The sequence below is a fragment of the Hyphomicrobium sp. genome, assembly GCF_051860585.1.
Taxonomy (GTDB): Bacteria; Pseudomonadota; Alphaproteobacteria; order Rhizobiales; family Hyphomicrobiaceae; genus Hyphomicrobium_C.
In genome coordinates this window covers 365,486-378,968 of sequence record NZ_JBHYDS010000001.1, presented here as the reverse complement: position 1 = coordinate 378,968, position 13,483 = coordinate 365,486, and the positions used below count along the sequence as shown (strand labels likewise).

Annotated in this window: 9 protein-coding genes; 6 read left to right on the top strand and 3 right to left on the bottom strand. The window is 66.5% G+C overall.

Features of this window, described 5'->3' with window-relative positions; translation table 11 throughout:
• Both ACTIFK_RS01700 and ACTIFK_RS01695 read right to left on the bottom strand, forming a co-directional pair.
• Positions 1–1,443 (bottom strand): FAD-binding oxidoreductase, encoded by a 1,443-nt coding sequence (locus ACTIFK_RS01700; protein WP_439541303.1) that lies wholly within the window; start codon positions 1,441–1,443, stop codon positions 1–3.
• Between the two features lie 552 nt (positions 1,444–1,995).
• Complete coding sequence (locus ACTIFK_RS01695) at positions 1,996–2,955, bottom strand: L-threonylcarbamoyladenylate synthase (protein ID WP_439541302.1); 960 nt, start codon at positions 2,953–2,955, stop codon at positions 1,996–1,998.
• A gap of 139 nt (positions 2,956–3,094) precedes the next feature.
• Between ACTIFK_RS01695 and ACTIFK_RS01690 the strand changes: the two genes are divergently transcribed.
• The 6 genes from ACTIFK_RS01690 to ACTIFK_RS01665 all read left to right on the top strand — a co-directional run bounded on the left by ACTIFK_RS01690 (position 3,095) and on the right by ACTIFK_RS01665 (position 12,280).
• Complete coding sequence (locus ACTIFK_RS01690; protein ID WP_439541301.1) at positions 3,095–4,861, top strand: acyl-CoA dehydrogenase; 1,767 nt, start codon at positions 3,095–3,097, stop codon at positions 4,859–4,861.
• A gap of 73 nt (positions 4,862–4,934) precedes the next feature.
• Complete coding sequence (locus tag ACTIFK_RS01685) at positions 4,935–6,440, top strand: hypothetical protein (RefSeq protein WP_439541300.1); 1,506 nt, start codon at positions 4,935–4,937, stop codon at positions 6,438–6,440.
• 91 nt (positions 6,441–6,531) lie between these two features.
• On the top strand, positions 6,532–7,482 hold the full coding sequence (locus ACTIFK_RS01680) for a histone deacetylase family protein (protein ID WP_439541299.1): 951 nt from the start codon (positions 6,532–6,534) through the stop codon (positions 7,480–7,482).
• An 88-nt stretch (positions 7,483–7,570) separates the two neighbouring features.
• Positions 7,571–7,825 carry an exodeoxyribonuclease VII small subunit gene (locus ACTIFK_RS01675; protein WP_439541298.1) on the top strand — a complete coding sequence of 85 codons (255 nt, stop codon included), beginning with the start codon at positions 7,571–7,573 and terminating at the stop codon, positions 7,823–7,825.
• Between the two features lie 217 nt (positions 7,826–8,042).
• Entirely contained in the window at positions 8,043–9,947 is a 1,905-nt protein-coding gene (dxs, locus tag ACTIFK_RS01670) for a 1-deoxy-D-xylulose-5-phosphate synthase (protein WP_439541297.1), read from the top strand.
• Positions 9,948–10,228: 281 nt separating this feature from the next.
• Positions 10,229–12,280, top strand: a complete 2,052-nt coding sequence (locus tag ACTIFK_RS01665; RefSeq protein WP_439541296.1) for an acyltransferase family protein — start codon at positions 10,229–10,231, stop codon at positions 12,278–12,280.
• A 40-nt stretch (positions 12,281–12,320) separates the two neighbouring features.
• Here ACTIFK_RS01665 and ACTIFK_RS01660 read toward each other — a convergent pair whose 3' ends face one another.
• Entirely contained in the window at positions 12,321–13,481 is a 1,161-nt protein-coding gene (locus ACTIFK_RS01660) for a GNAT family N-acetyltransferase (protein WP_439541295.1), read from the bottom strand.
• Positions 13,482–13,483 lie beyond the last annotated feature (2 nt).

Genomic DNA, 13,483 nt, shown 5'->3' with positions numbered 1-13,483 from the left:
CTAGAGTCCGAGCACCTTACCCGGGTTCAGGATGCATTTCGGATCGAGCGCCGACTTGATGCGCCGCATGACATCGATCTCGACGGCACTTTTCACGCGTTGAAGCTCGCCGGTCTTAAGCTGGCCGATGCCGTGCTCGGCCGAGATCGATCCGCCGAAGGACACGACGACATCGTGCACGGCGCGTGACATCGGTTCCCACAGCGCGATGAAGTCCGCGCGCGCCATACCCGCCGGCTGCGAGACGTTGTAATGGACGTTGCCGTCGCCGAAGTGGCCGAACGGCACGGGCCGCGCTCCGGGGCAGACACGCGCGACGGCATGCCGGGCCGCATCGATGAACTCGGCGATCCGCGCCACCGGCACCGAGATGTCGTGCTTGATCGACCCGCCTTCGCCCTTCTGCGCTTCCGACGCGGCCTCACGCAACCGCCACAGCTCCGCCGCCTGCGCGAGCGAGCCCGCCACCGCCGCATCGCTCATGAGGCCTGCGGCGAGAGCATCGGCGAGGATGGCATCGAGCATCGGGGACGCCGTGCCTGCCGCCATGCCCGAAATTTCGATGAGCGCATACCAAGGCGCGGCCTCCGCGAGCGGCAGGCGCGTTCCCGGGATATGGCGAGTTACAAACGTCATGAGGTCGCCGCACAGGAATTCGAACGCCGTCATGGTCGGCCCGGCGCGCGCCTGCGCCAGCTGGAAGAACGGCAGCATCGCGTCGAGCCGCGGCAGCGCGACGAGCGCCACGGCGCGTTCGACAGGCAGCGGGAAGAGCTTCAGCGTCGCCGCCGTAATGATGCCGAGCGTGCCTTCGGAGCCGATGAACAGATCGCGCAGGTCGTAACCGGTGTTGTCCTTCTTAAGCGCCTTGAGGCCGTCCCACACCGCGCCGTCGGCCAGCACCACCTCGACACCCGACACCAGCGCCCGCATTGTGCCGTACGAGAGAACGGCGACACCGCCCGCGTTGGTCGCGAGGTTGCCGCCGATGGTGGCGCTTCCTTCCGAGGCGAGGCTGAGGGGAAAGAGGCGCCCCGCGTCTCGCGCCGCCGTTTGGACGGCATGCAACGTCGCGCCGGCTTCCACCGTTAACGTTTCCCCCGCCGGATCGATGCTCCGGATACGCCCCATGCGCGTGAGGGAAATCAGGATGTCGCGGCCGCTCTCGCGGGGGATCTGCCCGCCGACAAGGCCCGTATTGCCCCCTTGAGGCACAACGCCGACGCCTTCCGCATGGGCGAGGGCGAGCAGCCGTGAAACTTCTTCCGTACTCGCGGGCTTTACGACAAGCGGCGTCCGCCCCACATAAAGGTCGCGCCATTCGCGGAGATACGGGGCCTGGTCATCGGGAGATGTAATGGCATTCTCGGCCCCCACGATCTCCGCGAAACGCTGGATAAGGGCGTCATCGAGTACGGCGGAGCGATCGGGTATCGACGTCATGGACGAACTGCCGGCAATCGGAAAAAAAGGAAGCGGCCGCCGCGGCGGTCGCAATCGACACGTCACATATCAGGGTTTGGCGCCATGACGCAAAAATCGCAGTTAATGCGCACCATGGGACGGGCTGCATTCGGGCTCGTCGTTGCGCTTTTTGCGTTCGTCGCGGTTCAGACCGGCGGCGTGGGGACATACCCGCAGGCCGCAGCGCAATCGGCCTGGAAACCGTCTCCCGGGCCGCTGCGAACGCCCCCGGGCGCTGCGTCTCGGGCTCCGATGCCGCGCGCCATGCCCGCGCCGCGCGAAATGCCGGCGCCCCGCCTGTCGCCGGCTCCTTTGCCATCGACCACGCCAGGGTCCGGCGTTGGTTCCGGCTTCAACCAGCCCGCGAACCAAAACTGGAATTGCCGAGCGAGTTGCGGCTCGCAATGTCAGCTGGTGTCCTGCTCGGGCAGGAGCGTGACCGAATGCACGGTCGCGCGGCAGCAGTGCCGCGTCACCTGCTCGTCCCGGTGTTGATCGCCGCTGCCGACCGCGTGAGCCTACGGCTTGGGCTTACGGCCGTGGCGCGGCAGCGCGGCGCAACCGGTCGTTGATGGCCTCGCCCAGCCCGTGCTCGGGGATCGGCATCACGGCGATGGCGTTCACGCCGGGGCGGTCGAGTTCGCGCAACGCCGCGAACAACGCGGCCGCCGCTTCGATCAGATCGCCCTCCGCGCTGAGATTTAAGGTCGGCCCCGCCGTATCAGGGACGTCCGATCCGAAGGCCAGCAGCGCTTCTCCCGGCTGCACATCCCGCGCATTGAGTCTCAGAAGCGCGTTGGGCGCGTAGTGGCTTGCGAGCTGTCCCGGCGCCGTCGGATGCACATCGTCGCTCGCAGGCCCGCGCGTGAGTGAGGCGCCGAGGATGGCTTCGATCGCTTCGCGTGGAACGGCGCCAGACCGCAAGAGCACCACCGCTTCGCCTCGCCCGTCCAAGATCGTGCTTTCGAGCCCATGCGCCGTCGCCCCGCCGTCGATGATCATGGCGACCCTGTCGCCGAGATCCTCCGCGACATGCGCCGCCCGGGTCGGGCTGACACGTCCGCTGCGGTTGGCGGAGGGAGCCGCGAGCGGCCGCCCCGCAGCGGCTAAAAGTTGTTGCGCAACGGGATGCGCCGGCACGCGCAAGGCAATGCTGGAAAGCCCGGCCGACACCAGATCGGACAGCCCCGCCTCCGCATGCCGCTCGACCACCAGCGTCAGCGGCCCCGGCCAGAACGCCTGCGCCAGGTGGCGCGCAACGGGTGTAAAGTGTGCGATCCGCTCGGCCGCCGCCAGATCCGGCACGTGCACGATGAGGGGATTGAAATGCGGCCGTCCCTTCGCCGCGAAAATGCCGGCCACCGCTCGTCCGTTCGTGGCGTCCGCGCCGAGGCCATAGACCGTCTCCGTCGGGAAGGCGACGAGCGCGCCGTCCCGGAGCAGGCGGCCGGCTTCGGCAAGTGCCATCGGATCGGCCGGTCGGACCGTCATGAGCTGTGACTTTCGCTAGGATTTATAAACAGCGGCCCCATCGACAGGTGCGTCGTCCGTTGCGCCGTCCGGGCTTCCGCTTGATGATGCCGCACCGCGGCCGAACCCTGATTCGCCGGATGCCCGGAAAGGACATGCCATGAGCTACGAGGCTCCAGTAGACGACATCCTGTTTGCGCTCAAGACGGCCACCGATTTTTCCGGCGACCAGCGCGGCCTGGACGAGGATACGCTGCGTGCCGTCCTGGAAGAGGCTGGGAAATTCGCGGCCGAGGAATTGGCGCCCCTGAACAAGGCTGGCGACAAGACCCCCGCGCGTTGGGTAAACGGCCAGGTGGTGTCGTCGCCCGGATGGAAAGAAGCCTACGCCGCCTTCCGCGCGGCGGGCTGGAGTGCGCTGCCCTGTCCCGAGGAATTCGGTGGCCAGGACTTGCCCGAGACGGTCGCGATGGCCGTCTGCGAGATGTGGAACGCAGCCAACCTGGCGTTCGGTCTTTGCCCGCTGCTGACGCAGGGGGCCATCGATGCACTCCACGCGGGCGGCTCGGACGAGCTGAAGCAGCTTTATCTCCCGCGCATGATCAGCGGCGACTGGACCGGCACGATGAATCTCACCGAGCCGCATGCCGGATCGGACCTGAGCGTCATCAAGTCACGCGCGGAGCCCAACGCGGACGGCACCTACCGCATCTTCGGCACCAAGATTTTCATTACGTACGGCGACCACGACCTCACCGAGAACATCGTCCATCTCGTTCTGGCACGGCTCCCGGATGCGCCGGCGGGCACGCGGGGCATCTCGCTGTTCGTGGTCCCGAAGTATCTGGTGGGACCCGATGGCGCGCCCGGCGCGGAGAACGACGTCGTCTGCGCGGGCCTCGAGCACAAGCTCGGTATTCACGGCAGCCCGACTGCGGTGATGAAGTTCGGCGAGAAGGACGGCGCCATCGGCCACCTCGTCGGCGAGGAGAACCGCGGCCTCAACGTCATGTTCATCATGATGAATGCCGCGCGCCTTGCCGTCGGCATCCAGGGCGTCGCGATCGCGGAACGGGCGACGCAAGTCGCCGTGACCTATGCGAAGGAGCGCCGCCAGGGCCGCGGGCCATCCTCGAAAGACGCCGGCATAGTCGCGATCGCCGCGCACCCCGACGTACGCCGCACCCTGCTCACCATGAAGGCGCTGACCCGGGCCGCCCGCGCGATCTGTTATGCCACCGCCGGCGAGATCGACATGTCCCGGCATGGCGAGACAGAGCCCGACCGCCGCGCTGCTGCCGACCGCGCCGCCCTGCTGACCCCGATCGCCAAGGCCTTCTCGACCGATATCGGCTGCGAGGTCGCCTCGCTCGGCATCCAGGTGCACGGTGGCATGGGCTTCATCGAGGAAACCGGCGCCGCGCAATATTACCGCGACGCGCGCATTCTTCCGATCTACGAGGGCACCAACGGCATTCAGGCGATCGACCTTATTACACGCAAGCTGCCGCTGGCGGGTGGCCATCTGGTGAAGAAAGTCATCTCCGAATACGAGACCCTGGCGCGCCGCGTCAAAGGCATCGAACGGCTCGAGCTCGGCCGCATGGGCCAGCGTTTGGCCTCGACCGTCGTGGCGCTCACGGAGGCCACCGACTGGATGGTGGAAGCCATCGAGCACACGCCCAACCTCGCCCTCGCCGGGGCGACGCCCTATCTCCGCTTGTTCGCGCTCGCGGCCGGCGGCCACTATCTGGCCAAGGGCGCATTGCACGCTCTCGAGCAGGGCGGCCCGCACGCCATGGAGTCGATTGCGCTGGCCCGCTTCTTCGCCGAGAACATTTCGGTGACGGGGCCGGGACTTGCAGCGATGGTCATGAGCGGCGGCCAATCCGTGATCGGGGCGCTGCCCGAATTGATGCCGGCCTGATCGGCCAGTTCTGTGCGGCCGGACGTTGACGGGCCGCGTGGGAATGGTCCGGAGTTTTAAACGAGGACGACCGATGCGGCGGATGCACTGGGCGGCCGGCCTTGCGATGATGCTCCTCGCTGCCGCCCCTTGGATGGCGGAGCAGGCGGCGGCCGGGTGGCTGTCGCGCATCGCGCGCGAGGCCGCGGAAACAGGCGGCGGCGCCAGCCTTGGCAAGGTCGGAAAGCTCGGGCTCGGTGCGCTCGATAACGCCGCGGCGCACGTCGCGGCACTTCCGAAACTCGGCAAAGGCACCGCGCTCGCCGCCCACATCACCCCCGAAGGCCACTGGAAATTCGCCAACCGTGACGGCCAGATCTTCACGGCCGCAACACCCGACGAGTTGGCCCGCGTCAGCGCCACGCTCGCGCCCGAAGCACAGGCAGGAGAGAAGCTCGCGCTCTATCTGAGCGAGGACACGGTTTTCGCCAACCGCACGGCGCTCAAGGATCTGCCGGTCGAGGCCGATCTCCACGTTGTCGTCGACAAAAGCGCCTACCGGCTCCGCCGCGGCGCGACACCGGCGGACGTCGTCGCAGAGGTCCGGCCGAATATTGTCCTAACGCTCACCGATCGCACCCTGTTCGAGGAGGCCGTCCACCGCCTAGCCCGTCCCCTCAACCGTTCGGACATCCGCGTGCTGGCGCTCGAAACGGGTGGCCCTCGCACACTCTCCTCCGTGCCGCGTTTCGATCCCGCGACGAAAGCCGCGCTGGTCGATCAGGTCGACCCGTCGGCGTTGCAGCAGGCGCTCGCTGGCCTGAAGGGCCAGACCGCCGTCATTTCCGGGCGCGTCGAAGGCCCCGCGCTTAAGTTCCGTCCCTCGAAGGGACCTGAGCAAAGCCTCGATATAGCCGCGCTCGTCCAAGCCGCGGAGGCGGCGGACGTCAATCTCGTGGTCATCGGCGCGGGCGCCTCGCACCAGCCGGGCGGCCGCAATTGGCTTTGGCAGCGCGTGGCCGTGGCCGGTCTCGACGATGCGTTGCAGCGCGCCACGTTTGCCGACTTTCTGGCGTCGCTGGGAGACGGCGCGACCGAACTCATGCTCAAGGCATCGCCCGGCTCCCATGGGCGCGTCGTGCTGTCGGCGACACCGCAATCCGCTTCCGCCCTGCCGCTGGGCGATACCCTCGGCGAATGGATGGGGGAGATCACCGGCCACGTCGCGGTCAAGACGGTGGAGGTCTTCGCGCGCGATGCGGCCCGCGAGCGGGAGCTGGACAGCCGCATCGTCCCGGGAATTCCGAGCGGCTTGCAGATCTTCTATCTGTGCGCGGTCGCAGCCGGCGTGTTGAGCCTGCCGGTTTCGCTTGGCTGGTGGTCGCGTCTCTGGCCGCAGGAGCGCCGGGCGGAGTATGCCGGCCGGATAGGGTTCTACGCGGCGCGCGCGGTCCGCTGGCTCGCATTCATCATGATTTTCTTGCCGGTCGCCGGCATGCCCGCGTTCGCCTGGACCTGCCTTTTGATGCTGCGCGATGCGATCACCGCGCCCTTCCGCGCCTTCGGATGGCTGCGCGCACGCCTGACCCAACCACGCTGACGACTGCCGGCGTTCAAACCTCTGGCCACCTGGATCGCCTTGGCTATCATGGCCTCAATAAAAAACTGAGGAAACGTCCGAGGCCTGATGCATGGCGACACTGCTGCTGACCCATCCTGCGTTCATCGAACACGACACCGGCCCAGGACATCCCGAACGCGCCGACCGCATGCGCGCGATCGATAAGGTCCTCGCCCACGAGAGCTACAATGCGCTTGAGCGCGCCGAAGCGCCAATGCGTCTCGATGCGGAGGAGGAGATCCGCCGCGTGCATCCGGCCGGGCACCTCGACAAGATCAAAGGCGCGGCGGAGCTGGCGAAGAAGCGCGACGGGAGCGTTCATCTCGACGGCGACACCGTCATGTCACCGGGCACGTACGAAGCCGCGATCCGCGCCGTCGGCGCCGGTCTCGAAGCGGTCGATGAAGTCATGAGCGGACGCGTCGCCAATGCGTTCTGCCAGGTTCGTCCCCCGGGCCACCACGCCGAAGCCGACCGCGCCATGGGCTTCTGCCTGTTCTCGAACGCCGCCATCGCGGCCCATTATGCACGCGCCCGTCACGGGGCCGAGCGCGTGGCCGTCGTCGATTTCGACGTCCACCACGGCAATGGCACGCAGGACATCTTCTGGTCCGACAAGAACCTGTTCTACGGCTCCACGCACCAGATGCCGCTGTTCCCGGGCACCGGCGCGCTGTCCGAAACCGGCGTCGGCAATATCTGGAACGCTCCCCTGCGGGAAGGCGATGCCGGCGAGACGTTTCGCGACGCGTTCACGAGCCGCATCCTGGGCCCGTTGCACAACTTCAGTCCGGACCTGATCGTGATCTCGGCCGGGTTCGATGCCCACAAGCGCGACCCCCTCGGCGGCCTCCGCTTGGTCGAGGCTGACTTCATGTGGGCGACCGAGCAGCTGGGCAAGGCGGCCGAAACCCACGGCAGGCGTCGCATCGTGTCGATGCTGGAGGGCGGGTACGATCTCGACGCTCTGGCGAAATCGGTGGCCGTGCATGTCCGGACGCTGATGGACATCGGCAGCTAACAGATTGATTCGATGCGGCGAATGAGTTCGTGCGCCGGGCGGCCCGAGGCACTAAATTCGCCGCATGGAATCAAAAGGCCGAGACGGAATGAACAAACCGCCGAGCAAGAACGCCGACATCAAGGAACTGAGCTTCGAGCGCGCTCTGAAGGAGCTGGAAACCATCGTCAGCCGCCTGGAGCGCGGCGATGTCGAGCTCGAGGAAAGCATCACCATTTACGAGCGCGGTGAAGCTCTGCGCGAGCATTGCGACCGGCTGCTGAAGCAGGCCGAAGCGCGCGTCGAGAAGCTGACCGTCGGCAACGGCGTCCCGCGGGGGATAGAGCCTCTCGATCCGGAATAGCGCCAGCCCCTGCGGCCTGAATGCTCCGGTTGGCGGACGTTGGAACCCGGCTCACCGCGCGCTGTACGTTCTGCCGCAGCCGCCGGCCCAGTTTGCGGGACATCCGCCCTTCATCCGCCGCACGTTAGGCGCTAGACTAACCGCAGAAAAAAGGCGGCTGCGCGGCTTCGAGCCTTGATTGGCGGCAGCGTCCCGTGATCATGGAAAAAGCCCGATCGTGAGTAAAACTCCGCTTCTCGATACGATTGTTACGCCTGAGGATCTGCGCCGGCATCCCGAGACCGAGCTCCGTCAGATTGCGGACGAGCTGCGCCACGAGACGATCGAAGCGGTTTCCGTGACAGGTGGGCATCTCGGTGCGGGCCTCGGCGTCGTCGAGTTGACGGTTGCGCTCCATTGGGTGTTCGATACGCCGCGTGACCGGTTGATTTGGGACGTCGGCCACCAGTCCTATCCGCACAAGATCCTGACCGGCCGGCGCGACCGCATTCGCACCCTGCGCCAGGGCGGCGGCCTTTCCGGGTTCACCAAGCGCGCCGAGAGCGACTACGACCCCTTCGGCGCCGCGCACTCTTCCACCTCGATCTCCGCCGGCCTCGGCATGGCGGTGGCGCGCGATCTCAAGGGCGAGAAGAGCAATGTCATCTGCGTGATCGGGGACGGCGCCATGAGCGCCGGCATGGCCTATGAGGCGATGAACAACGCGGGCGCCCGCGACGAGCGCCTGATCGTCATCCTGAACGACAACGACATGTCGATTGCCCCGCCCACGGGCGCGTTCTCGTCCTATCTCGCGCGCGTCACGTCGAGCGGCACGTACCTGCAACTCCGCGACTTCGCCAAGCAGCTCGCCAAGCGCCTGCCGAAAAGCTGGGAACGCCGGGCCGCGCGCATGGAGGAATATACGCGCCACCTCTGGCAGGGCGGCATGTGGTTTGAGGAGCTGGGCTTCTATTACGTGGGCCCGATCGACGGCCACGATCTCGACCAGCTTCTGCCCGTGCTCAAGAATGTGCGCGAGACCAAGCAAGGTCCTATCCTGGTCCACGTCGTCACGAAGAAGGGTAAGGGCTACGGCCCGGCCGAGGCGTCCGACGACAAGTATCACGGCGTCGCGCGCTTCAACGTCGTCACCGGCGCCCAGGTCAAGCCGAAGCAGAATGCGCCGAGCTATACGCGCGTGTTTGCCGATAGCCTGATCAAGGAGGCCCACAAGGACAAGCGTATCGTCGCCATCACAGCCGCGATGCCGGACGGCACGGGCCTCGACCTGTTCGGCAAGGAATTTCCCGACCGCACCTTCGACGTCGGCATTGCCGAGCAGCACGCGGTGACGTTTGCCGCCGGCCTCGCGACGGAGGGCTTGAAGCCGTTCTGCGCCCTCTATTCCACGTTCCTCCAGCGCGCCTACGATCAGGTCGTGCACGACGTGGCGATCCAGCGCCTTCCGGTTCGCTTCGCGATCGACCGCGCCGGCCTCGTCGGCGCCGACGGCCCGACCCACGCCGGATCGTTCGATCTCGCCTACCTCGGCTGCCTGCCCGACTTCGTCATCATGGCGGCGGCGGACGAAACCGAGCTCGTGCACATGGTCGCGACGGCGGCCACCATCGACGATCGCCCGTGCGCATTCCGCTATCCGCGTGGTGAAGGTTTGGGCCTCGATCTTCCGGTCGAAGGCGTCCCGCTTCCGATCGGCAAGGGACGCATCGTGCGTGAAGGCACGACGGTCGCCATCCTGTCGCTGGGCACGCGATTGGCCGAAGCGATGAAAGCGGCCGACCAGTTGGCCGCCATGGGCCTGTCCGCAACCGTCGCGGATGCGCGCTTCATGAAGCCGCTCGACCGTGAGTTGATCGCGCGTCTCGCCAAGGAGCATGAGGTGCTGATCACGATCGAGGAAGGCTCCGTCGGTGGCTTCGGCGCTCATGTGCTTCACGAACTGGCGGAGCAGGGGCTCCTGGACCGCGGCCTCAAAGTCCGCACCATGGTGCTGCCCGACACCTTCATCGATCACGATGCGCCCGCCCGCATGTACGAGCAGGCAGGGCTGACGGCGCCCAACATCGTCAGTACGGCGCTCGCCGCGCTCGGCCGCGATGTCGTTGCGAGCCGTGCCTGAGGGATTGCAACTGCAGATAGCCGGTCGGCTTCAATATCGATCCCATCTAGGGCCGAGAGGCCCGGCGGCCGCGATCTTCGCACCCTGGCCGAACCCATTGGATTGCGCCCGGAATTCCGGAGCGAGGCGACGAGGCGGATCGAATTCATTGCAACGCTGCGCCGCGTGCGGCCCCCCGGCCCAGCCTCGCAACAATTTCCCCTCCATGGTAGGGAGCAAGGCACGTGTGGGGTGGGTAGGGTTCGGCGGGCAATCTCGATGAATTTTCGCGGCGTGTTGCCATGCGGCCAGAGGCACTGCTGCCGATGAGTACTGCAGGCGCATCCTCTCCGTACCGGCCGGATATCGACGGCCTTCGGGCGCTATCGATCGTCGCGGTCGTCCTTCATCACTTTGACGTGCCCTATTTTGGCGGCGGCTTCGTCGGCGTCGACGTGTTTTTCGTCATCTCCGGATACCTCATCACGAGCATCGTGCTGCCCGATGTCCGGAAGGGTACGTTTAGCTTCGCCCGCTTTTATGAGCGGCGTGCGCGCCGTCTCCTCCCGTCGCTTGCGATCGTCCTGTGCACGACGTTCCTGCTTGCCGTGCTTGTCATGACGCCACAGGACATCCTGGTGTTTTGCCGGAGCATGTTCTACGCGCTGATCTTCGCCGCAAATCTTTTCTTTGCGGAGCAGGGCGGATATTTCAGCGCCTCGCTCGAAAATGCGCCGCTCCTGCATACGTGGTCGCTCGCCGTCGAAGAGCAATTCTACATCGTCTGGCCGATCCTGCTTCTGACGGTGTCGCGGTTCCTTCCACGGTGGACGTTGCCGATCACTATACTTCTGCTCGCTCTGTCGTTTGCGGCGGCGGTCATGCTTGGTGACAGCCAAGGCTCGGGAGCTTTCTTCTATCCTCACACGCGGATTTGGGAGCTGCTCGCCGGCTGCGGTCTCGCGCTGAGCGTGCCTCAGGCGCGTCGCGTACTGCCGCAGGGGCTGCTGGAGGCCGCGAGTGTGCTGGGGCTCGGCCTGATCTTGTTTGCCGTCTTCGGCTATGACGATCAGACGAAATTTCCCGGTGTGGCGACGGTCGCACCGGTGCTAGGCGCGGCGCTGATCATCTGGTCCGGCGTGGGCAATGCAACGCGCGTGGGCCAAGCGCTGTCGTGGCGCCCGGTCGTGTTTGTCGGCCTCGTCTCATACGCGTGGTACCTGTGGCATTGGCCGCTGCTCGTGCTCTACCGCTATAGCGTCGAGCGCGATTTGACGCCGCCCGAGACCATCGGATTGATCTTGCTTTCGTTCGCGCTGGCCGTCGTATCGTGGCGTTACCTCGAGCAGCCCGTGCGGCACGGCGCGTTCTGGAAGCCGCGACGCTTTGCGGTCGGCTCCGCGTCTGCCGCAACCGCGGCGCTCGTGGCCATGGCCGCATCCGGATACGCCACCGAAGGCTTCATCGCGCGGTTTCCACCCGCGATGCAGGAACTGACGCGGAAGCGGCTCGCCAGCAGAGCGAAGGACAAGGCGTGCCCGCGTCAGACCGCCGAAGCCGTTGACGCCGGAGATCTGTGCCGGGTGTGGGACGCAGGCCCTGGTGCCCCGTCCATGCTGTTGTGGGGCGATAGCCATGCCAGCGTCATACGGCCCATGTTCCGCGACTTGGCGGAAGCCTCGAAGGTATCCGTGACGTTCGTCGGAACGGCAGCTTGCCCGCCGTTGATCGGCATCGGCCGTCGCCGGGGCAAGGGACCGGAAACCTGCGAGAAGCTGAACGCGGCTGCAGCCCGCTTGCTGCAAAAGGGCGGCTTGAGGGACGTCGTGCTCGTCGCGCGCTGGAACTATTATGTTGTCGGCCACGATACCGTCGCGCCCGTCGACAGCACGCAGCATTACTTGCGCGATGCCCAATCGGTCGAAGCTTCGCTCGAGGAGAACAGAGCCGCGATTGCGCGCTCGCTCGCTCCCACCCTTGCAGCGATCGCCGCTTCCGGCGCCCGCGCCTGGATCGTCATGGAACCGCCGTACGCGGGCTACGACGTACCCAATCGCATGGCGCGCGCCCTCATTCGCGGCGAGACGCCGGATCGCCTATTCGCCATCGAAGCTGAGAAGCATCGCCAACGCAGCCAGTTCATGCGGGAAGCCCTCGCCGGTTTGCCGGTGACGATCATCGAGCCGGCGGATGCGTTGTGCGAGGGTGAGAGGTGCCTGGCCGTCGCGGATGGAAAGCCGCTCTACTTCGATGACAATCACCTGTCCATCTACGGCACGGAGCGCCTGAAGCCGCTGTTCGCAGATGTGTTTGCCACCCAACGGACGGAAGCCAGGCCCGTAGCGGCGCCGTAGAGCCAGATCGGTGCGATGTGCGCCATTAAAGGCGCCACCGCTATTCGATCGCCGCGAGCACGGCCCCGGCACATACGGCAGCCATGGCCGCGGCGGCCGGCATGCCGTAGCGGCCGCCCGCAACGCGGACTTCAGGGGAAAGCCGGAAATAGATGTCTCGAGCCAGCGGCCGCACGTGACGGCGCAACTCCGCGACGCCCCGGCCGACGGGGGTGAGCGCTACTGCGTAGTCGTCGATCGCGACGCCGGTTTCAGCGCGCGCCCACTGGCGCTTGTAGCCATCTGAAGGCGCCAGCAGATCGTAGCGCGAAAAGCCCTGCTCGAAGGCCCATGCGATCGTCCGCAGCATCTGTTCCTGCCCCGGGCTGAACGCGCCGAGGGCCGGATCGAAAGCGCCGAGATAGGAAACGTAGGTGTCGCGCTCGCAGAAGCCGACCTCGATGGCGGTCGCAGCGCCACCGGCGTGAAGCGCGGTCACGACAGCCGCACCCGAATTGACGGTCGAGCGCAACAGACGTTCCCACGCACCTCCATCGAACACCGGGCTGGAAATGCCGCGCGTGGCGAGCCAATCGCGTTTCCAGGCGAGAGCGGTGTCGAATGCGTCCGTCGCTTCCGAACCGAACAGCACCTCGAACGACAGCGGCCCACGTGCAGCTTCGAGTTTTTGCCTCCGCTGACGCCGGTTGCGCCGCGTCGGGTTTGAGAACGACGCCTCGTAGGCAGCGAATGTCTTGTAGGCGTTGAGATCGATGTAGAGCGCCGTCTCCGCCGCGTTCTGCGATTGGCCGTGGGTGGCGAGCGCGTCATGGAGGCCGCTGTCCTCCCGCACCTTCCTCAACAACAGCATGTCGAGGCCGGCCTTGCTGAGGGCGTTGCATAGCGGCCGCATGTCGTTGGGCGTGATCGCCCAACCGACGGTGTTGGTATACTGGGCCAGCGGGTAGGCGAGCGGCACGGCGGCGCGCGATCCGATGATGCGCTCGCGCCGCAGCGGCAGGAACGTCATCGCCACGCCGTCGCGCGAGATCGACGCGACCAGCGGCTCGCCGCCCTCGCGGGAGATGGACTCGGCCGCCTGGCGCACGAGATCGAACCGTTCGAACGCGCCTGCGCCGCCAACGCGCGCGCCGACGTCGTGCCACACCGGCTCGAGGGCCAGAATGGCGTCATAGCCCGATACGATCTCGATATCGCTCATGG

Bases quoted from the DNA above. Each gene is read 5' to 3' on its own strand.
- ACTIFK_RS01665 (WP_439541296.1), top strand. From the start codon at position 10,229: ATGCGGCCAGAGGCACTGCTGCCGATGAGTACTGCAGGCGCATCCTCT.
- ACTIFK_RS01690 (WP_439541301.1), top strand. From the start codon at position 3,095: ATGAGCTACGAGGCTCCAGTAGACGACATCCTGTTTGCGCTCAAGACG.
- ACTIFK_RS01675 (WP_439541298.1), top strand. From the start codon at position 7,571: ATGAACAAACCGCCGAGCAAGAACGCCGACATCAAGGAACTGAGCTTC.
- ACTIFK_RS01660 (WP_439541295.1), bottom strand. From the start codon at position 13,481: ATGAGCGATATCGAGATCGTATCGGGCTATGACGCCATTCTGGCCCTC.
- ACTIFK_RS01680 (WP_439541299.1), top strand. From the start codon at position 6,532: ATGGCGACACTGCTGCTGACCCATCCTGCGTTCATCGAACACGACACC.
- ACTIFK_RS01685 (WP_439541300.1), top strand. From the start codon at position 4,935: ATGCGGCGGATGCACTGGGCGGCCGGCCTTGCGATGATGCTCCTCGCT.
- ACTIFK_RS01700 (WP_439541303.1), bottom strand. From the start codon at position 1,443: ATGACGTCGATACCCGATCGCTCCGCCGTACTCGATGACGCCCTTATC.
- ACTIFK_RS01695 (WP_439541302.1), bottom strand. From the start codon at position 2,955: ATGACGGTCCGACCGGCCGATCCGATGGCACTTGCCGAAGCCGGCCGC.